The sequence below is a fragment of the Streptomyces sp. NPDC055966 genome (genome assembly GCF_042269865.1).
In the GTDB taxonomy this organism is placed as follows: Bacteria; Actinomycetota; Actinomycetes; order Streptomycetales; family Streptomycetaceae; genus Streptomyces.
On sequence record NZ_JBHJYK010000046.1, the window covers coordinates 1 to 19,051 of the forward strand.

Below are 19,051 nucleotides of genomic sequence, written 5' to 3' on the forward strand. Positions count from 1 at the left end.
TCATGTTCCATCCCAGCTCATGGAACACCCTGAATCCGACCCTGGCCGACCACAACGGATCGCTGCGCGACGCCGTCGTCGCCCGCATCCGGGCCCAGCGACGACGGCGTCCTGGTCGCGGCGGAACAGGATTTGGACGAGCCAACCTCGACTTCCTCCGTAAGCGCGTACTCCTCACGCCCTGACCCGCCTGCGCTTACAAGGCCAGCGCCAGAGCCAATTGGCGGCTCTGTCATGGATCTTGTGATGCCGATCAGCGAGGCGGATAGAGTTGCCCCGCAGGCTGAGAGGGGTGACGGTGAGCTCGACAGGGGCGTGGATGGTCGGCGTCATCCCTGACGCGGAGACTCGGGAACGTCCGGACCGTTACGTCCATCTCATACGGCCCGGCGACTGGGACAAGCCGCCGGGTTTCAGCCAGTCGATGACCTGGTGGTTGAACGGCGGCGAAGAAGAGGCGTTTTTCGAGCGCTCCATGGGTCCTTCCGGTTCCTTGGCGCCCACGTCGGTCGCTTACGGATTCGCGGACTTCATCGAGGACGCCAACGGGTCCACCGCGGCCACGGACGCGGGGGCCAGCGGCGCCGGTCGCGTACTCCTCTCCGCAGTTCAGCCGCGAACTTAGCCCCGATGACCCATATCGCTCAGGAGGCCGTCCCATGGAACCCGCCACGCTGATCACCGGTGGCTCGACCGGAATCGGCGCCGCCACCGCCCGCGCCATGCTCAGGCAGGGCCACCGCGTGGCCGTCACCGGGCGTGACGCGGACAAGCTGGCCGCCTTCGCCGCTTCGGCCGGAGCGGGCGAGCGACTGCTGACGATCACTGGCGACACCAGCGACGCGCACGACGTCGCCTCCGCCGTGCGCCGCGTGGTGGACGCGTGGGGCCGACTGGACAACGTCATCGCCAACGCCGGGTTCTCACTGCCCGGCAACCTGGAGAGCCACGCCCCCGAGGACATGCGCGCCATGGTCCTCACCAACGTCCTGGGCCCGGCCCTGCTGGTGCGGGAGACCCTGCCGCACCTCAGGGAGTCCAAGGGCCGGATCGTGATCATCGGTTCGGTCGCCGGGGTGCGCAACACGCCTGGCAACCTGTACTCGGTCACCAAGTGGGCCGCGCACGCGTTGGCCGAGAACACCCGGCTGCTGGTCGGCAAGGACGGAGTCGGCGTGACTGTCGTCGCCCCCGGGGTGGTGGACACCCCGTTCTGGGACGAGCGCGGCGGCACCCCCGAGGCGGCGCCGGCGATGACCGCCGAGCAGATCGCGGACACGATCGTCTTCGCCGTCAACCAGCCCGCGGGCGTGGACATCAACCACATCACCATGCGGCCGACCGGGCAGCTCGGCTGACGCCGCGCTCCCAACGACCGTACGATAAGGCGCCTTGGGCTCCCGCCGCATACCAAGTGGTGCAGGCCGAAGGCGCCTTCGGGCGTCCGGGTGGACGCGCGGCGTCAGGGGGAGGAGTGGGCGCCCCCCGGGAAGGACCACCCCCGGACCGCTCGAAGGCGGCCACGGTGGGCGCCCCATCAGGGCCATGACCTCCTCGAACTCGCCCATGAGCAGCCGCAGGACGTCCGCGACCCCCTCCGCGCCGGAGTGGACGAGCTCCCACAGGGCCGGGCGTCCGACCATCACCGCGTCCGCGCCCAGGCACAGGGTCTTGGCGATGTCGGCGCCGTGCCGAGCCCCGCCGTCGAGGACGACCGCGCACTGCCCGGCGACGGCGTCCGCGATCTCGGGGAGGGCGTCGGGGGCACTGCGGGTGAAGTCCAGCTGGCGGCCGCCGTGGTTAGAGACCACCTAGCCCCGAGACGTCATGCTTGACGGCCAGTTCGGCGTCCTCGCTGGTGAGCACGCCCTTCAGTACCAGGGGCAGGTAGGTCACTTCCCGCAGCCAGGCGGGATCCTCCCAGGTGATCGAGGCGTCGAACTGCTCCTTGGAGTGCCGGGCGACGGCCGACTCCCCGTCCCGGCTGCCGTGCGAGGCGGCTTGAGCCGGTAGATCAGCCGTGAGAGCTCGCCGTGCTTGTAGCAGGCCAGAGCGCGCGACGTCACCCCGGCACAGCGACGCACCATCCGACCGGAACCGGCCATGGCAGCACGCGCCACTACAGCAGCAGGAGATCGAGCACAAGCTTGGAAAGCTTGAAACGATGGGCCGCCACCTGTGACACGCAGGACGTGGGACGCGCTGAACACAGTGACCCCGTCGGGGTCACGCCGCCTGCTCTCCGGGGAGAGGTACGTGGGCGGCATCAAGACAGGGGCGGGCACGTTTACCCCCCGTGGCGGGCCCGCCCCCTGTTCATCTCGCAGCGTTTCGAGTGGAGTTCACGCCGATGATCAGTGTCATAGTCGCCGCGTACGACCTTCAGGGACAGCTGGGGGTCTGCCTGAATTCGATACTGAACCAATCCTTCCGGGACGTGGAGGTCGTCGCGGTCCTGGACCAGTCTGCTGAATGCCCTGCGGGTTTGGTGGATGACTATGCTCGGCGGGATGGGCGGGTCTCGGTCGTGCGGCTGACGGGCGTCGCCGGCATCGGCCGGATACGCAACGCGGGGGCGGAGCACGCCGCCGGTGACTACCTGCTGTTCCTGGACAGCGATCACATCATCGGGGGTGAAACGCTTCAGGCGATGGTCGATCAGCTGCAATCGGCAGATGAGCCGGATGTTCTTCTCTTCGGGCACACTCGCCTCCATCGCGGCCGCTCATGGCCCGGTGCCGCCGCCGACCTGCTCGCCCGGCAAGGACGTGAGCCCTTCGCCTCGATGGACCAGCCCGAGTTGTTCGGTGCTCCCGCCTACTCATGGGACCGCTTGATCCGCCGCGACCTGTGGATCCGGCAGGAACTCGCCTTCCCCGACGGCCTCCACGAGGAGGTCACAGTCGTCCACCGCGCCATGCTCGCCGCCGACCGGGTCGCCGTCCTGAAATGGAACTGCGTCCAGATCCGCCGCCGGCACACTCAGCACCCCGCAGGCTCACCGGACGGCACCCACTTCGACGTCTTCGACCGGTACGAAGAGAGCTTCGCCTTGCTCGAGGCGCGCGACGCCCTGGACGTCGTGGCTCCCTTTCTCTTCACTCGTATGATCCGTCACTACCTCTTCCTCCTCAATCTCGAGGGATGTCTCTCCCGTTCCGAGCGCCCGCAGTTCTTCCAGCGCGCCAGCGAGCACTACCGGCGGTTCCTCCCCGATGGCTACGAGCACCCCGAAGGTCGGGAGGGTGTCAAGTTCCAACTCGTGGCGAGCGGGAGATACACTGCGCTGGAGGCCGCCAGTCTCCGTCAGCGCGCGCGGAGTTTCGTCTCCCAGGGCGCCGCCGCCCGCGGACGGTAGCCCCAGGCGAGACGGCGAGGGCCGCCGACGCCATCGTGGTCCCCACCGGCGCGATGGCCGACCGCCTTCTCAAGCTCGCCCCGCAGGCCGACCGCCGCAAGGTCGTCCACATCCCCTGGGGCATCCCCGACCATCTGCTCACCGATCCCCCGTCCCGACCCGCTCGCACCTCCGCCAGCCATCTGCGGCTGCTCTACGCAGGGAGGCTGACTGCCGAGAAGGGTGCCGAGCACCTGGTCACAAGTCTGTCCCCCATTCCAGGGGTCGAGCTGAGCATCGCCGCCCCCAGAGCGCAGTTCCACGCCTTGGCCCCGCTGCTCAAGCGGACCGGGGTGCGGGCCCGGTATCTCGGCTGGCTCCGCCGTCCACGGCTGTGGAAAGCCTTCGCCGAGCACGACGTCCTCGTCATACCCTCCACCACTCTGGAAGCCATGGGCCTGGTCGCGCTGGAAGCCCAAGCCTGCGGCCTGCCCGTCCTGTACCAACCCGTGCCCGGCCTCAACGAAGTCCTCGCCGCGTCCGGAGTAGCCACCGACTTCACCCACTCCGCCGCGCTCGCCCACGACCTCAACCGTCTACGGACAGCCCCCGGCCTGCTGCCCGCCCTGCGACAGGCGGGCTACGCGAACGCCGCCCGCTACCCACTCACAACTACCGCCCAGGCTCTGGCCGATGTCGGCCACCAACTCACCTAAGACGCAACGGCCACGCCCCGCAACCGACGTCCGACACGCCAATCCCCCACCGGTGCTGCCCGCGTCACTACGCTTATGCGGCAGGTTGCCCACAGCGAACAGGGAGACCATGACGTACAGCATCAACCACATCGAAGCCCTCCTGGACGAAGGTGTTCGCGACAAGGTCTACCCCGGCGCCGTATGGGCAGTCGGTGACGCCACCAGCACCCGCGCCCACGGTGCCACCGGGGTCCTCGACCCCAAAGAGCCGGACGTGCCGATGCGGCCCGACACTGTCTTCGACGCCGCCAGCCTCACCAAGATCCTCGCCGTGTGGTCCTCCATCGGCGCCCTCTGGGAGGAAGGCAAGCTCGACCTCGACGCTCCGCTCGGTACCTTCTGGCCCGAGGTCGACGGGCACCCGCTCGATGCAGTGACCGCCCGTCAACTGCTGGCCCACACCGCTGGCGTACCGCCCCGCGCCCAGCTCAAGAACCTCTACGGCACCGATCCCCAGGACGTCCGCGACGGGGTCCTTCACGAGGCCCTGCACCGCCCGCCCGGCGAGGCCGTCGAGTACACCGACCGGGCCGCCCTCATCCTCGGATACCTCGCTGAGCACCTTTCCGGCCAACACCTCGACCATCTCGCCACAGAGCGGACCTGGCAGCCACTGGGCATGGACTCCACCCGATTCGGACCACTGCCCGCCGAGATCGCCGCACGGTGCGCACCGACCGAACTCGACCAGGACACCGACACTCACCTCAAGGGCACCGCCCACGACTTCTCTGCCCGCCTCCTGGGTGGAGTGTCTGGCATCGCCGGCGCCTTCACCACCCTCGACGACCTCGCCGTCTTCCTGCGCTACATGCTGGACAACTCGACCGGCCTGGGGCGAGCCGGATTCGGCCCGGCCTGGACAAGGCAGTCGCTGAGCGTCCAGACCGGCACCCTGGATCCTGTACGCGGCCTGTTCTGGCACCCCGCCCCTGGCACACACCTCGCCGACGGCATCTGGGTCCACTACGGCTTCACCGGCACCGGCATGTGGATCTCGCCCCAGCAAGGACGGTGGGCAGTACTGCTGACCAACAAGCTCTACTACACCCGCGGCCGCCAGCCCCTGACCGACGTCCGCAACACCTTCCGCGCGCTTGCGTTCGCCTGAAGCAACCAGTGGCCGTCCTGGGTACGTCTCGATATGCCCCAGCCGACATGGTGAAGGCTTCGGCCCCCGAGGGGGGCCACGGTTCGGCCGGAGGCCGCCTATGCGGTGGACCTCTTGACTGCGGCTCGGGCCGTCTTCGCGTTTGCCGCTGCATGCAGCCGGGCGAGGTGGGCGCGTCGTGAGAGGGCGGTACGTGACGTGATGCCCGTTTCGGGCTTTCGGGTGGGGCTGTCGGGCTGGTCGTGGCCTGACCAGGCGGCTACGACTGCGGCTTGGCGAACAAGCCCTGCTCGGACTCGATCAGGATTCCGCGTTCGGCCAGCCGCTTGAGTCTGAGCCGGACGTTGTTGACGTTGTTGGGTGCGATCTCCAGGTCCATCGCCTCGCAGACCGCCCGCGCCCGCAGCGGGGCGTCGGCTGCGGCGAACACCGCCATGATCTGCTGGTAGGCCGGATGGTCCGGCAGCTTCACGGGCGGCGGTGTCGGCGAGGCCGGCTCGAGCAGCGCCAGCAGCGTCTTACGGGTGATGCGCACCTCTTCGGCAACTCGGCCGAACTCCTCCAGATGCGCGGTGAGTTCCGTGATGCGCGCTCACGTCGCTTCGGCCAGCGTGGCGATCTCACGTTCTTGTTCCTCCAGGCGGGCGAGAACCACCCCCAGGGTGAGCTCGTCGTTGTTCATGCGCCGCGCCAGGTGGGGGTGTGATGAGGCTCCTTGAATCTGGCTCTGGCCGCAAGTCCGCGGAACTGCGGCCAGAGCCGTTTTTGAAGCCTCATCAGGTGCAGGTCGCGGTGAGCATCCTGGACATCCGGTCGCTTATGGCTCGTCGCCTTCGCGCGCACCGTCGTCGCGCAACAGCCAGCCGGCGCACGATGCCATCGGTGAACCGGTCGGTGAGCGCCCACGGGTTGGATGCGGCGGAGTGCTGGTTGATGTGCATCGTGGCGTTCACCGTCGTGCCCTGCCGGGCGAGCATGTCGACGAGACCGGACTCGCAGGCCGGCTGTACGGCCCGTGCGGGGCGGGTCAGCGGGACGACGATCTCCGGGCCTCACCGATCAGGGCGTGCGTGGCGACCCCGACCACGATCTACAGCCGACTGCTGCGCCCTCTCGAAACCGGCCTACTTCCAGGGGAAGCGGTACGCGCGATAGCTGTTCACGCCCGTGGGGAACTGGGCCTTGAACACGACCTTCCCCAAGGTGTTGAACTCGGAGATGTACGGAAGCGATCCCCATCCGACGAACGCCCCTCCCCGGCGGAGCGGCTGCGCGTTGCCCTGCGAGGACGCGCTGAGGTAGTCCGGCTGGTTCACAGACTTCACCAGCGTCGCCGTGCGCGCCTTCTCGTCCACGCGGACGGTGACGACACGGCTGAACGGAAGCTCCTCCACCGCCCCGGCCCCGGTGTTCGCGGCCCCCGCGGACTCGTTGTCGAACCAGCTGTACAGGCCGCCGCCGAGCGGTTCGGGATCGTGCTGCCACGAGAAGATCGTCCCGGCCGTGTTCAGGTAGTGGCCGGGCGCGGCCTGCTCCTTGAACGTGCCGGCCTTGCCGCCGAGCTGCCACAGCACGGTGCCGGCGTGCCGGTCGACCTTGTACGTGGTCCACGTGTTCCGGGCATCGATGAGCAGGTCACCATCGGTGTCGGGCTTCACCGCGTTGATGTGGAACCAGTCCCACGGCTTGTTCGGCGACGACGGCAGCGGCTGCTGGCTCTGCGCGTACGGCACGTGATCGGCCGCCTTCCACTGGAACAGGACCCGGCCCGTGCGGATGTCTATCTCCTGCACCACCCCGTCGATGACCGCCTGGTGCGCGGAGCCGCCGATGCCCGTCAGATCTGCGGTCTCCTGCTTGTACGCCAGGATGAGTGCCGTGCCACGACCCGTGATCAGGAACTCGTGCCCGTCGGCGGTGTACCCGTTCCCGGCACGGACCTCGGCGACCTTCTGGTACCGGTTGTCGTAGATGTAGTTCACCCCGCTCGCCAGGGAGCCGAGCCCGGTGCCCTGCCACCAGGTCAGAACCGGCTTGCCCCGATAGGTCTGGGCACGGAAATCCGCCGCCTGGAGTCCGGCCGGCGTCTTGTGAGACCACACGACACGCTTACCGTCGCCGCTCAGGATCTCCACTCCGTTGGAGTAGGCGCTGTTCGCCGAGTTCGGCGAGACGAAGATGTCCCCGTGGCTCGCTGTGCCCCTGTCGGCAAGGACCGTCAGTGGCGGCAGCGGCTTGCTGTCCGGGGTTGCGGATGCGGTGCCGGCCAGCGGCAGCAGGCCGGTGACGACAGTGGTGGCCGCAGCGGTCAGGACCCGCGCGGGTATGGAGTGGTGACGCATCAGGTATCCGTTTCTGACAGCCCGTAGCCGAACCGGTCGGCTCGGTCGGGCGTGCGAAGAAGGCGCACACCCGACCGGGCATGCGCAGTGAGAGATGGCAACTACAGGAAGGTGCTACCGCGCACAGCCCGCGAGGCTGTCAGGCACGGAGGGAGGCCACTGGAGGCGGAACGGCTCTCAACAGGGGCGACACGCAGCAGAACACACCCGCATGTGGTCGATGTGACCGCGAGTCGTGAGGATCTTCCACCGCTGCATGCAGCAGAACGTAGCCGCGCACGGACCGGAGCGTCAATCGACGTCCACGCAGCGAACAGCATGACCGGCCTGGACTGTGACCACACCTCCACCGGTGGTTCTCCCTGACTGGGAGCGAGGATTGCGGTGGCTCGGCATCGGCGTTCCACTCGGCATCTTTATATCTGTCCTGTACGCGGCCTACTCGTAGCCGTCGGCACCGTCAAGATCCGGTCAGCGCCCCAACGCTCCATCGTCGGGAGAAATCTGGGAGAAGATCTCCTCCCATAGCCCCACAGTCGCCCTGCAGTGCCCAGGAGGCCTCGGCGCCTCCGCCGGGTCAGCTCAGCCGCTACGGCTTCCGAGCCCAGCCCACGGGCCAGCGCCCCAGGGCACATCCAGGGCACATGAGCCTGGGAAACGGCGTTGACCCGCGAGAACTACCGGGAGGACTTTCCCCAGGTCAACGCACATTTCACCGAGAAACCGCAAGTGAGCGCCCGCCACCCCCATTCGCTGCACAAGCGACACCACACGATGAGAAAGGGTCAGAGCCGGCGCAGTCCGATCAGCACCCTCTCCAGCAGCGCGTGGGCGGGGGCATCACCGAGACCGGTCGTCGCCCCGTGAACGACGATCAGTCCGCGCTCCGCCATGTCACCGAGAAGCACCTTGGCCACGCCCAGCGGCACCGCCGCCAGTGCCGCCACCTCGGCCACCGACCTCGGCTCCCGGCACAGGTCGAGCACCGCACGATCCCACTGCGTGGCAGCACCCGGGACACCGTCCGGGTCGGCGGCGCTGACCAGGGTCTCGACCTCGAACTGCCAGTGCGACGCCGTCCGGCCACCCGTCCATACGTAGGCGCGCACGAAAGCGGCTGGTGCTTCCTGCCCCGCGTTCCCCGGTTCCCAGGCGGCCGGCCGGTCTTCCAACCGGGGCGTCTGCCCGTACGACTCGGCGGCAGGCGGCAGCGAGGCTTCGCCGCTCTCGTCGTGTGTCCTGTCCTGCGGCGTGCCCCGCGAGCCAGAGGGCTTCCGCTTGCGTCGTCCGCTGCCGAGACTGAACGCGTTGAGCACATCGGCGAAGGTCTGTTCGTCCTCCGCTTCCTGATCTCTTCGAGGGCCGGACGGGCCTCCACCGGTGCTCATGTTCACCTCGTGCGGGCTATCGGGCGGCAGCCTGCTGGAACTGCTGCAACTCGGTGCGGAGTTCCGGAGTCAGCATCTCGCCGACCTGGTCGACGAGCACGGTCATCTCATAGGCGATCTGGCCGATTTCGCAGTCCGGAGCTGCCAGAGCCACCAGACACGAGCCGTCTTGAATCGACATCATCAGCACGTTGCCCAGCTCCATCTGGATCACCGTGCGCAACACATTCCCCGTGTCGAGACAATGGGCAGCACCCTGGACCAGGCTGACGGCACCGGCCGCGATGGTGGCGAGCTGCTCGGCCCGATCAGCTGCCAGCTGATCGGAAGCGGTGAGCAGCAGCCCGTCGGCTGAGATCACCACGGCGTGCGCCACATTGGGAACTCGCCGCGTGAAGTTGGTGACCAGCCATCCGAACTGGCTCACCTCCGGGGAGTGGGTTGATGTCATGGGTTCTTCCTGCCCGTGGCCGATGGATTGTGCGTGTGATCGGGCTGCGCCCGACGGATACCGGACTGGTAGCTGCTGAGGAAGCTCTGGGCTCGGCCGGCGTTCGAACTCACAGCTGCCCCGTTGCCGGTGGCAGGGCGCTCGGCCTGGGCCGGAGCGGGTCGCGTACGCGGAACCCTTCTGGGCAACCCGGCCTGTGTGAGGTCGGCTGACTGCTCGGGCTCCTGCATACCGTGCCCGGCCGGGTGTCCCGCAGCAGCCGCGGGCGCCGGGCGGCCTGTCGGCTCCGGACCGCCGGGGGCCGTGGGCGAGGACGACGGGACCGGCACGGGCCCCTCGGCCACGGCGCGCGGCACCGGTGTCTCCACGCTGCCGTCGGGGTCGGCACCGGGTGCGGGCGGTACCGACGCCGATGCGGCAAGGGTGAACCACGACGATCCGGTGGACTTGCGAGGCACGTCCTTGTCGGGGGTGACAGGCCTTGTGGTGACGGCGGCCTTGCGGCTCGGCCGCTGCGGCAGGCGTGCTGCCGTGTCACGGGTGTCCGTTCGGTCGCCGCGCGCCCGCGTCGGAAGCGCGGTGGCGGGCCGTTCGGCCGTGGTCGGCGGCCGGCCTGCTCGGGGCGGAGCCTGAGCCGTGACCAGCTTGGCCGGTACCAGCACGCGGGCGCGCAGTCCCCTGACGCCCGGGTGCGAGCTCAGGTGGACGGCGACATCGTGCCGACTGGCCAACCGACCGACCACGAACAGGCCCAGCTGCCGGGACGCGGCCGTACCCATGGCGGTGTCCGTCGTCACACGCCGGTTGGCCGCGGCCAGTTCGTTCTCGCCCATCCCGATGCCCTCGTCCTGGATCTCGACCAGTACCGAGCCGTCGGGCTGCCGGGTGCTGCCGATGACCACCTGGGTGTGCGGAGGGGAGAACGCGGTGGCGTTGTCGAGCAGTTCGGCGAGTAGCCGTCCCAGGTCACCGGCCGCGTACCCGATCAGGTCGACGGGCGGACTGGGCTGGACGAGCACGCGCTGATAGTGCTCGATCTCGGAGACAGCACCCCTCAGCACGGTGTCCATCGCCGCACTCTGGGACGAGCGCACCAGAGTGCTGCCGCACAGGACCATCATGTTCTCGTTGTTGCGCCGCATACGCGTCGCCAGGTGATCGAGCGTGAAAAGACTGGCCAGTTGCTCCGGGTCCTCCTCGTGGCGTTCGAGCTGTTCCATCAGCAGCAGCAGACGGTCCACGAGGCTCTGGCTGCGCCGGGAGAGGTTGACGAGGGTGTCCCGGAGGTCGGTGCGCAACGCGGCCTGCTCCGCCGCCAGGCGCACGGCCTGGGAGTGCACCGTGTCGAACGCCCTAGCGAGCTGGCCGAACTCCTCGGTGGTGTGGACCGGCACGGCGTCGACCACGACGTTCGCCTGCCGCCCCTCGCGCATGCGCGCGACGGCGGCGGGCAGCCGGTGCTCGGCCACATCGAGTGCCGTGGAGCGCAGCACGGCCAGCGACCGCAGCAGATGCCGGCCGATCCCGAGACCGATGGCCAGGGCGAGCAGCAGCACGGCGAAGAGGATGACGGACGCCAGGCCCGCCTGATTGCTCGTCTGGTCCTGAAGCCGGGCCGACGTGGTGCGCAAGGTGCGGAGGAAGCCGTCCGACACCTTGTCGACGAGCGCTCCGGTGCTCTCCGAGTCGCTGTTCCAGCTGTCGACCGACACGGGCAGCGAGCTGGTGGTGGTCTGCTGTGCGCCCGCGCCGCGGGGCGCGGCCAGCATGACGCTCACCACGTGCGCCCGTCGGCTGACGGCCGGTCCGGTCACCGTCCGCTGGTAGTCGCTCAGTTCCGTGGGGGTCGTCACGGTGCGGAAGTCGGCGAGCCTGTCCCGCAGGCGTACGTCGGCCTCGTGCAGCGCCATGCGGAGCCGCGGGTTCATCGGATGGCCTCGGCCGGCCGCCTGGAGCAGGATCGCGTGCTCGCGGTGGATCTGCTCCTCGGCCGCCTCCAGGTCGTACAACGCGGTCGCCGGTCGGGAGAGTTGAGGAGCGGTGAACCCGCTGAGGAGCGCTTGGTCCAGATCGAGCAGCCCTGTGATGATCGCGCCGTAGTCGTTGAGCGCGGTCCAGGAACCGATTCTGCCGGATGCCACCTGCGCGCGAACGGCGGGCAGGCCTGCAAGAAGGCCGACGGCGTCGCGATAACGATGCGCCGCGACGCCGGTAAGGGACACGTCCTGCTTCCTGGTGCCGGCGACGGCGGCCTGTGCGCTGTCGACGCTTTGCTTCTGCTGCCGCAGACCGGCCGGGTCGCCGGCAGTGTCGCCACTCAGTCGTTCGACTGACATCGTGCGTTCCATCTGCAGGGCTTCCAGCAGAGTCCGCAGCTCACCCCGCATCTTGACCAGACGCTGTATGGCCCCGTAGGAGTTGGCGCGGGTGACGTCGCCGTGGATCTGCACGACGCCCAGGCCGACAGCGAGCAGGGCGGGCACGACAAGCACCGCCGCCAGCTTCACCAGCAGCCGCCAGTTGCGCCACTGCACGAGCGGAGCCCACCACGACCGCCGGACAGGACGCTCGGCCGCACGCCTGACCGCGGTCACGATATGAGCTCCGTACTCGGCACAGCTTGCTGGGGTGGACCTATCACGATGCCGCTTTCTCCTGGGTTTTCACCTGAGCAGGATAGGGATGCCCGGCAGCACGGGGTGGTGCCGGAGGAGGGACCGACTGCCTGCGGTCACGCCGCGGTGGGCGAACGCAGGGGCGGGCATACGCCCTGACTGGTGGAGGAGCGCATCCCAAAGGCTAAGGAATGGGTCAACCAACGACTCCCGACCGGCCGGGCGACATCGCGGGCGCGCCGAAGAAAACCCATCGGCTGTTCCACCTCCCACTCTCGAGTGCGTAGCACCACACACCAAGTGGCCACCTGTCAAGTACATTGCATCTCGGGCGAGTTTAGGGCAGCCGGGTGAACGACAACAAACGGCCCCCGTACCGGCGCCGACGAGGCAATCCAGTAACTCACACGTCCTTCACATTCGGCGTTACCGTCTGCCGTGGCGCACCCACTCATGGTTCGGTTCGGTAAATACCGAGTGACGAAAGAATCAAGTCGACGTCGACTTGCGGCTGTTCGTGGCATCGAATGGTCAAGCCGTGCCCAGGGGAGCTTCAAAACGCCCCTGCAGTATCTGCACTCACCGTGCGAGTCGGGGGGTGTTGTTTGACGGGAGGCCACGCCTCACTACACTCCACCGCTCAGGGGCCACGGCTCGCTCCTTCGCTTCGTCCGTCGCAGGAGCACCCGTGCGTCCTCCTGCCCGAAATCCCAGGAATGAGGAACGTGACCAGACCGGTGAGGTCGCCCGCCCTCAAGGTGTCCGAGCGGCCTGCCGTACGGGAGTTCGCCGGTCCTCGTCACGACGGCGAACCCGATTACCGTGCGATTCAGCAGAGCCAGGAGTTCGTCAGGCTGCGCAGACGGCTCCGCTTGTTCGTCTTCCCGATGAGCGCGCTCTTCTTCTTCTGGTACGTGACGTTCGCTCTGCTCTCTGCCTACGCCCACGGATTCATGAGCCACAAGGTGACAGGAGAAATCAACACGGGCACCATCCTCGGTCTGGCGCAGTTCACGACCACGGTCGCGATCGTCCAAGCATACCGGCGCTTTGCCCGGAAAAGGCTCGACCCGGAGGTGGACAGGATCCATGAACTGGCAGGAGTCGAAAAGGAATGACACGGCAGATCGCGGCCGGTGAAACTGGTAGCCCCACGCTCAATCTGAGCGTGTTCCTGATATTCGTCGCCATCACTCTGTTCATCGTCTACAAGGCCACCAACCGAAACCAGACGGCGTCCGACTACTATGCCGCCGGCAGTGCGTTCACCGGCATGCAGAACGGCATCGCGATGTCCGGTGACTTCCTCTCCGCGGCTTCCTTCCTGGGAATATCCGGGGCGATCGCCGTCAACGGATACGACGGATTCCTCTACTCCGTCGGATGGCTCGTCGCCTGGCTGGTCGCCCTCCTGCTCATCGGCGAGAGACTGCGCAACACCGGGCGGTTCACCGTCGGTGACGTGATGGCCTTCCGTATGAAACAGCGCCCGGTGCGGGCCGCGGCGGCCAACGCCACCCTGGTGATCACGTTCTTCTACATGCTCGCGCAGATGGCCGGCGCCGGCGGACTGGTCGCCCTGCTGCTGAACGTGCACACCAGGGGCGGACAGGCACTCCTCATCACCGGCGTGGGCGTCGTCATGCTCCTCTACGTGCTGGTCGGCGGGATGAAGGGGACGACCTGGGTCCAGATCATCAAGGCCGGGCTGCTCCTGGTCTGCGTGACCTTCATCAGCGTCTTCATCATCGGCAAGTTCGGATTCAGCTTCTCCGCGCTCCTTCAACAGGCCACCCAGCACAGTCCGTTGGGTGAGCGGCTGCTCGACCCGGGCAACGCGTACGGCCGGAGCGCGGCGAGCCAACTCGACTTCGTCTCGCTGGCGCTGTCGCTGGTCCTCGGCATCTCCAGCCTGCCGCACGTGCTGATGCGCTTCTACACCGTGCCCAGCGCCAAGGAGGCGCGCAGGTCGGTGGTGTGGTGCTCCTGGTCCATGTTCACGTTCTACCTGGGAATCCTGGTCGTCGGTTACGGCGCCACCGCCCTGGTAGGCTCCGACGCGATCATTCGCGCCCCGGGTGGGCAGAACTCCGCAGCTCCCCTGCTCGCCTTCCATATCGGTGGAGTCGTGCTCCTGGGAATCGTCTCGGCGGTGGCCTTCGCGACGATCCTCGCGGTCGTGGCCGGTCTGACCCTGGCCGCTTCGGCTTCCTTCGCCCACGACGTCTACGCCAACGTGATACGCCGTGGGAAGGCCGACCCCCGGTCCGAGATACGAGTGGCCCGCATGACGGCGGTCGTGGTCGGTTTCCTGGCCATCGTCGGCGGCATCGTGGCCGACGGTCAGAACGTCGCCTTCCTCGTGTCCCTGGCGCTGGCGCTGGCAGCGTCCGCCAATCTGCCGACGATGCTGTACACGCTGTACTGGAAGCGCTTCAACACCTCAGGCACGCTGTGGAGCATCTACGGCGGACTGGTGTCCTGCCTCGTCCTCATCGCCTTCTCGCCGGCGGTCTCGGGTACTCCCACGTCGATCATCACGAGCGCCGACTTCCACTGGTTCCCGCTCACCAATCCCGGCATCGTATCGATTCCGCTGTCGTTCGTATGCGGATTCCTCGGCACCGTGTTCAGCAGGCGGCCCGCAGATCCGGACAAGCACGCGGAGATGGAAGTCCGGGCGTTGACCGGAATCGGTGTCCAGCTGTAGTCGGCAGAGGCACGGCCGACAGTTCTTTGCCGAGACGGAGCCGGCCGGGCCGGCCGGTGGCCAGGTCTCCGGGTGACATCGCCCAACGGACGCTGCGGTCGGCGCCGTCGGTCCCGCCGGTGGCCACGGAGCCGGGGCTGACCACATCGACGCGGATCGGGCTGTCGGTGGATTCGTCGGCGAGCGTGCAGGTGAACCCCAGGGCGGCGGCCCTGGCGCCGGTGCGCAGCGTGCGCCGGGACATGTGCGGGTCCGTGCCGCGCGCGCTGAACGCGCAGAGCGATGCGACGGTGACGACGGTGCCCTCCCCTGCCGCGAGCGTCCCGGGCGCCGCGGCGCGGACCGAGCGGACGGGGGCAACGGCGTCGAGGGTGACCAGGCCGTTGATTGTCAGCCGGGACGACATAGGTGAGCCGGGGCCTGGCCGGCGGCCAGGAAGCGGAACGCGACATCGTCAACGTACTTGCGCTCGATCGCCCGCGAGGAGCGCACTCCTGTGGTGTAGCCGTAGATCAGCAGCCGCACCATCAACCGGGGGTCGTAGGGCGGGTAGCCGCGCTTCTCGGTGTAGTCGGCCAGGACCGATCCGAGGTCGAGCACCTCGTCGACCAGGTCGGCGACGAACCGGGCGAGGTGACCCTCGGGCAGCCAGTCGTCCAGCGACGGAGGCAGCAACAGGACCTGGTGCGGGTCGAACGCCCGGAACCGCTTGTCCACCACCGCCGGACGACCCTGCGGCCGCTTCTTCTCCGCCGGCTCGACCTCGAGCAACCCTTCGTCGCTACCCACGCCGAGATCATCTCGCACGTGATCAACCCGAGGTCGCGCTGCTCTCCGCCGAGCGGTTGAGCGTGGATATGCCCCACAGTTCGGCGATGCGACCGTCCTTTACCCGGAAGATCTCCATCATCGAGGGCGGAGACTGGTCCTCGACGGCGCCCGCCAAGACGCCATGCAGGGTCGTACGAACGGCGACCTTGTCCGCGTCCACGACCATGTCCTCGACGATGACCTGGATGTCGGGGAACCTGGTGTGTAGCCCGCTCCACGCCTTCACGACGCTGTCGACGCCGATGGTGCCCAGCGGATGGCTCACGAAGTCGGCAGAGAAGATCGTCTCTGCCGCAGCGAAGTCACGAGCGTTGAACGCCTCGTACATGCGCTGCGCAGTGGCCCTTACGTCGTGGGTCATATCGCTCCCGAGTCGTTGGCGACCCAGCAGTCAACCACGCCCTGGCCCTTGGTCCCACGGCATCCGTATACATGTGTGATGACCACCCCACCACGCACATGGAGATCACCCCGCGCAAACGACCATGAAACGCATGCACATTGCCGCTCACTGACCCATGCTCCTAGCCGATGTGCGCATCACTCCCGGCGCTCATACAGTTCCTCGTCCGTCATCGCGTCGATGTCGGGCACCTGGCCCGGGGCGTCCTGCTCCTGCCTCGGGCAGCGTCTTTGGTCTCGGCCGCCTCGAAGGCCATCGAGGCGGGGCTGCGCCCCGATGCGCAGAATCTGCGAGATGACTCCCGTCGTCGGCGCGTCCTTGGCGGACGTTCCGGCCCGGTCGGCGGGCATACCCCGCAGGACCGGCCGCAACCGCCGTACGGTATCCGTAAGGCTGGTTGGCCCCGGCACGGCGACCGGGCGGGGGCCAACCGCTCACTGCCGGGTACGGCACTGTGTGTGGCCGGCCCGATCAACGACCCGACCGACGGTGACACCGTACGGTCGGCGATTCCCACGGGGCCCTGGCAACGGTCGCACCAGTCGCGCCATGCCGACCCTGGAAACTCTGCATTCCCGAACCTGCCCCGGGTTCACGGGAGTTCCGGCCGGCGAACGGTTCATGCCACAGACGGCCTCACCCTGGGCGGGTACCCCCACGTGCGTCCAACGGATGCGGGGAGTTCCGGAACAGGCTCATGCACTCCAGCTCGGCCTCCTTCCCGGACAGCGAGCTCGCTCCGGCTCGCGATGTGCTCCGTTACCCACTGGGCGGCATCACCGCACGATCTTCCTCCCCTGCACCCGGCGGAGTGGTGACGACGGCTCACCAGCACGATGACCCCTTGGGGGTCTGCCCCGAGCCGATCCGGCTGACCTCTCGTCAGCGTGCGCCCACCATGGATTGAGCCTCCCGCTCGTTCAAGGTTCGGCAATGACTGGCGCGGCCGTTGAACCGACCGCGAGCGCGGCACGTATCGCGATGGGATCCGTCGTGCGGGGCGATCCGGTTGCTCGTTCTCCGCCACGCCCGGAAGGGTCCCCACCGTCATGACCGTCGTGCGCCCGCGCGACCGTGGGCCACTCCCCACGGAAGGACGCACAGTGAGGAGCACTGCAGTGGCCCGCAAGGACCTGGCACAGTCGTCGCGTACTGCGCGGCGGGAGCACGCCCGGCGCCGCAAGCTGTCGAAGGTGTCAGTCGCGCTGATAGGCGGCCCCGTGATTCTTGCCGTCGTCGCGGGGTCGGTGTTCGCGGCGGATGTCCGTGCCCAGCACCGCCCGCAAAAGAGCCAGGCAGCCCCCGTGCACCCCGACGCGGCGGCCCGCAAACCCGATCCGAACTGCACGCTGTTGGTGCCGGACAATCCGCTCACCGCCCGTGGCCTGGCCACGCCGTACAGACTCGTCGCGACCGATCCGGCACAGGGACCCTGTCACGAGGCCAACCCCGACCAGTCCGCGTTCGTGGAAGCCGCCATCGTCACCCCGAACGGCAAGCTGACCCTCTACAACCCGTTGGTGATCGACAAGGGAACGAGGCCGGCCGCGCCCACCGCCCGGCCCTCGGTGCCGCGCGGCTCGACTGTGGGTATCTGGTTCGGTTACAACAGCGCCGAGCTGACCTTGCGGGCAAGCGGCCGTCGGGACGGTCCAGCCCGGGGCCAGTGTGTGAACGGCCTGCCGGGATCGGTCTTCGGCCAGTTCGCGTACTGCAATGCGCCGGCCTTCTTCCGGGCCGCCAACGCCCAGATCGCCAAGGGGCACCTCAGGATTCCGGCGCTCGGGAGAGCCAAGGACGGCCTGCCCTGTCCGACCACACGGGACTTCTCCGTCGTGGACCAGGACGGCAGCGACAACGTGGTGACCCACTACCTCGCCGACGCGCACGGCCGGATCGCCCAGAACAACGCCGCGAGCAGGGCCGCACTCAAGAAGGCCGCCCGGCTGACCAACCGCGGCGACCGCCACCACCGGCACAACGGCAGGACCAGGTCAGAGACCACCCGCGCTCCCAAGGACCTGGCCAATGGCAGCGACAACCTCCTGCTGACCCAGTTCATGGACCCTGCCCTCGGCTGCAAGCCCTTCACCGCGCCCGACCAGTCCGGCGACGGCCGGGCCACGTCCGCCCTCGCGCTGGACGAACTGTCCGCCGCGGCACACCAGAAAGCGCCGATCGCGCTGGTCCCGCGGAACGACCCGATGACGCTCGTCGACGGCCGTGGCAGCGTCGCGAAGACCGACGCGTACCGCACCGGAGTGGACATGCCCGCGGTCGGTGCCGGCGCCGACGGTGACGGAGCGGCCTTCTGCACCACCCTCTTCCGCGATCCGGCCGGCATCCAGCGCGTCTTCAAGGACAAGGCGCTCTTCGAGAAGGCGCCCTCGCCGGACCCGGCCATGGCGCCGAACCTCTTCGGTTTCCTCGCGGCACGGGCCAACCAGACGTTCACGAACCTGGGCTGCGATCGTCTGCTCGGCGCCGCCAACCCTGTCGTCCTCACCATGAACGCGGGCGGAGTGGTCACCGACGCGGTGCTGACAGCGCTCGGCCGGACGTCGGCCTCGGCCGCTCCCTCGACCGGCACCTCCCCGTCCACGTCGCCGAGCACCCCGTCGGCCGGCAGGGGCGCAGGTACGACCGCCACCACCCAGGCCACCTCACCGACCAGCGCCTCCGCCTCCCCGTCCCCGTCCCCGACAACACCGTAGCCCCAAGGCCACTACTACGGCTCCCCGACAGCCACGCCGACCCTCGCGCCGCCCGACCGCACAGCTCTTGGCGGCGCTTCCCCGCACCCGGCACTCCGGTACACCCAGCACCCTCTACACCCGGCGGAGTAGTCACAACGGTCACGACAGCTCCCCAGCACGATGACCCCAGGTGTGCCATGGACGAAGCCGTTCGCTGTGACAGCTGATCTTCGCCGAGCCGAGACGGAGAGCGAGACGCAGGCGGGGCCGCCCCTCCGGCGTCCGCTCCGCCGTCAGCTCCTGCCGAGCACACGTACCGGCCACGCCCTCCCGGCTGCGGCGGCGGCTGCGCCGCGCCGCCGCAGGGGCTCAGGTACGTGCGGGCCACCGACATCCGCAGGCATGGAGA

Annotated in this window: 16 protein-coding genes and 3 pseudogenes; 9 read left to right on the forward strand and 10 right to left on the reverse strand. The window is 68.4% G+C overall.

Going from position 1 to position 19,051, the window contains the following annotated elements:
• The 3 genes from ACFC8N_RS47070 to ACFC8N_RS47080 all read left to right on the forward strand — a co-directional run.
• A partial coding sequence (locus ACFC8N_RS47070; protein WP_376295880.1) for a hypothetical protein occupies positions 1–185 on the forward strand: 185 nt, incomplete at its 5' end.
• A gap of 134 nt (positions 186–319) precedes the next feature.
• A complete protein-coding gene (locus tag ACFC8N_RS47075) occupies positions 320–625 on the forward strand; it encodes a hypothetical protein (RefSeq protein ID WP_376295881.1) in 306 nt (101 codons plus the stop codon).
• Positions 626–659: 34 nt separating this feature from the next.
• Complete coding sequence (locus ACFC8N_RS47080; protein WP_376295882.1) at positions 660–1,358, forward strand: SDR family oxidoreductase; 699 nt, start codon at positions 660–662, stop codon at positions 1,356–1,358.
• 183 nt (positions 1,359–1,541) lie between these two features.
• Here the strand turns inward: ACFC8N_RS47080 and ACFC8N_RS47085 are convergent.
• Both ACFC8N_RS47085 and ACFC8N_RS47090 read right to left on the reverse strand, forming a co-directional pair.
• Positions 1,542–1,811, reverse strand: a pseudogene (locus ACFC8N_RS47085) (alpha-hydroxy-acid oxidizing protein); the annotation flags it as partial.
• A complete protein-coding gene (locus tag ACFC8N_RS47090) occupies positions 1,801–2,145 on the reverse strand; it encodes an alpha-hydroxy-acid oxidizing protein (protein WP_376295883.1) in 345 nt (114 codons plus the stop codon). The pseudogene ACFC8N_RS47085 and the gene ACFC8N_RS47090, both read right to left, overlap by 11 nt.
• 205 nt (positions 2,146–2,350) lie before the next feature.
• On the opposite strand from ACFC8N_RS47090, the gene ACFC8N_RS47095 reads away from it, so the two are divergent.
• The 3 genes and pseudogenes from ACFC8N_RS47095 (at position 2,351) to ACFC8N_RS47105 (ending at position 5,206) form a co-directional block, all read left to right on the forward strand.
• Positions 2,351–3,358, forward strand: coding sequence for a glycosyltransferase family 2 protein (locus ACFC8N_RS47095; RefSeq protein ID WP_376295884.1), 1,008 nt, complete (start codon positions 2,351–2,353; stop codon positions 3,356–3,358).
• Between the two features lie 8 nt (positions 3,359–3,366).
• Positions 3,367–4,053, forward strand: a pseudogene (locus ACFC8N_RS47100) (glycosyltransferase family 4 protein); the annotation flags it as partial.
• Positions 4,054–4,162: 109 nt separating this feature from the next.
• Positions 4,163–5,206 (forward strand): serine hydrolase domain-containing protein, encoded by a 1,044-nt coding sequence (locus ACFC8N_RS47105; RefSeq protein ID WP_376295885.1) that lies wholly within the window; start codon positions 4,163–4,165, stop codon positions 5,204–5,206.
• Positions 5,207–5,465: 259 nt separating this feature from the next.
• Here the strand turns inward: ACFC8N_RS47105 and ACFC8N_RS47110 are convergent, their stop codons facing one another.
• The 5 genes from ACFC8N_RS47110 to ACFC8N_RS47130 all read right to left on the reverse strand — a co-directional run bounded on the left by ACFC8N_RS47110 (position 5,466) and on the right by ACFC8N_RS47130 (position 11,981).
• Positions 5,466–5,741 carry a hypothetical protein gene (locus ACFC8N_RS47110; protein WP_376295886.1) on the reverse strand — a complete coding sequence of 92 codons (276 nt, stop codon included), beginning with the start codon at positions 5,739–5,741 and terminating at the stop codon, positions 5,466–5,468.
• Between the two features lie 589 nt (positions 5,742–6,330).
• Positions 6,331–7,548, reverse strand: coding sequence for an arylsulfotransferase family protein (locus tag ACFC8N_RS47115; RefSeq protein WP_376295887.1), 1,218 nt, complete (start codon positions 7,546–7,548; stop codon positions 6,331–6,333).
• A 785-nt stretch (positions 7,549–8,333) separates the two neighbouring features.
• Positions 8,334–8,936, reverse strand: a complete 603-nt coding sequence (locus ACFC8N_RS47120) for a DUF742 domain-containing protein (protein WP_376295888.1) — start codon at positions 8,934–8,936, stop codon at positions 8,334–8,336.
• Between the two features lie 16 nt (positions 8,937–8,952).
• A complete protein-coding gene (locus ACFC8N_RS47125) occupies positions 8,953–9,387 on the reverse strand; it encodes a roadblock/LC7 domain-containing protein (protein WP_362822747.1) in 435 nt (144 codons plus the stop codon).
• Positions 9,384–11,981, reverse strand: a complete 2,598-nt coding sequence (locus tag ACFC8N_RS47130; RefSeq protein ID WP_376295889.1) for a nitrate- and nitrite sensing domain-containing protein — start codon at positions 11,979–11,981, stop codon at positions 9,384–9,386. The genes ACFC8N_RS47125 and ACFC8N_RS47130 overlap by 4 nt, the downstream gene beginning before the upstream one ends.
• A gap of 737 nt (positions 11,982–12,718) precedes the next feature.
• On the opposite strand from ACFC8N_RS47130, the gene ACFC8N_RS47135 reads away from it, so the two are divergent.
• Together ACFC8N_RS47135 and ACFC8N_RS47140 are read left to right on the forward strand one after the other, a co-directional pair.
• On the forward strand, positions 12,719–13,120 hold the full coding sequence (locus ACFC8N_RS47135; protein WP_376295890.1) for a DUF485 domain-containing protein: 402 nt from the start codon (positions 12,719–12,721) through the stop codon (positions 13,118–13,120).
• Entirely contained in the window at positions 13,117–14,712 is a 1,596-nt protein-coding gene (locus tag ACFC8N_RS47140; protein ID WP_356035201.1) for a cation acetate symporter, read from the forward strand. Before ACFC8N_RS47135 ends, ACFC8N_RS47140 begins: the two co-directional genes overlap by 4 nt.
• On the opposite strand, the gene ACFC8N_RS47145 is transcribed toward ACFC8N_RS47140, so the two are convergent.
• The 3 genes and pseudogenes from ACFC8N_RS47145 to ACFC8N_RS47155 form a co-directional block, all read right to left on the reverse strand.
• Positions 14,633–15,118 carry an SDR family oxidoreductase gene (locus ACFC8N_RS47145; protein WP_376295891.1) on the reverse strand — a complete coding sequence of 162 codons (486 nt, stop codon included), beginning with the start codon at positions 15,116–15,118 and terminating at the stop codon, positions 14,633–14,635. The two genes, ACFC8N_RS47140 and ACFC8N_RS47145, sit on opposite strands and share 80 nt — an antisense overlap.
• An 8-nt stretch (positions 15,119–15,126) precedes the next feature.
• Positions 15,127–15,483: pseudogene (locus ACFC8N_RS47150) on the reverse strand (transposase); the annotation flags it as partial.
• A 40-nt stretch (positions 15,484–15,523) separates the two neighbouring features.
• The gene (locus ACFC8N_RS47155; RefSeq protein ID WP_376295892.1) at positions 15,524–15,904 is read right to left on the reverse strand and encodes an ester cyclase; all 381 of its coding nucleotides are present in this window, start codon (positions 15,902–15,904) and stop codon (positions 15,524–15,526) included.
• Positions 15,905–17,049: 1,145 nt separating this feature from the next.
• On the opposite strand from ACFC8N_RS47155, the gene ACFC8N_RS47160 reads away from it, so the two are divergent.
• Entirely contained in the window at positions 17,050–18,660 is a 1,611-nt protein-coding gene (locus ACFC8N_RS47160) for a hypothetical protein (protein WP_376295893.1), read from the forward strand.
• Positions 18,661–19,051: the final 391 nt, after the last annotated feature.

Bases quoted from the DNA above. Each gene is read 5' to 3' on its own strand.
- ACFC8N_RS47075 (WP_376295881.1), top strand. From the start codon at position 320: ATGGTCGGCGTCATCCCTGACGCGGAGACTCGGGAACGTCCGGACCGT.
- ACFC8N_RS47080 (WP_376295882.1), top strand. From the start codon at position 660: ATGGAACCCGCCACGCTGATCACCGGTGGCTCGACCGGAATCGGCGCC.
- ACFC8N_RS47095 (WP_376295884.1), top strand. From the start codon at position 2,351: ATGATCAGTGTCATAGTCGCCGCGTACGACCTTCAGGGACAGCTGGGG.
- ACFC8N_RS47105 (WP_376295885.1), top strand. From the start codon at position 4,163: ATGACGTACAGCATCAACCACATCGAAGCCCTCCTGGACGAAGGTGTT.
- ACFC8N_RS47115 (WP_376295887.1), bottom strand. From the start codon at position 7,548: ATGCGTCACCACTCCATACCCGCGCGGGTCCTGACCGCTGCGGCCACC.
- ACFC8N_RS47120 (WP_376295888.1), bottom strand. From the start codon at position 8,936: ATGAGCACCGGTGGAGGCCCGTCCGGCCCTCGAAGAGATCAGGAAGCG.
- ACFC8N_RS47125 (WP_362822747.1), bottom strand. From the start codon at position 9,387: ATGACATCAACCCACTCCCCGGAGGTGAGCCAGTTCGGATGGCTGGTC.
- ACFC8N_RS47135 (WP_376295890.1), top strand. From the start codon at position 12,719: ATGAGGAACGTGACCAGACCGGTGAGGTCGCCCGCCCTCAAGGTGTCC.
- ACFC8N_RS47140 (WP_356035201.1), top strand. From the start codon at position 13,117: ATGACACGGCAGATCGCGGCCGGTGAAACTGGTAGCCCCACGCTCAAT.
- ACFC8N_RS47145 (WP_376295891.1), bottom strand. From the start codon at position 15,118: ATGTCGTCCCGGCTGACAATCAACGGCCTGGTCACCCTCGACGCCGTT.
- ACFC8N_RS47155 (WP_376295892.1), bottom strand. From the start codon at position 15,904: ATGACCCACGACGTAAGGGCCACTGCGCAGCGCATGTACGAGGCGTTC.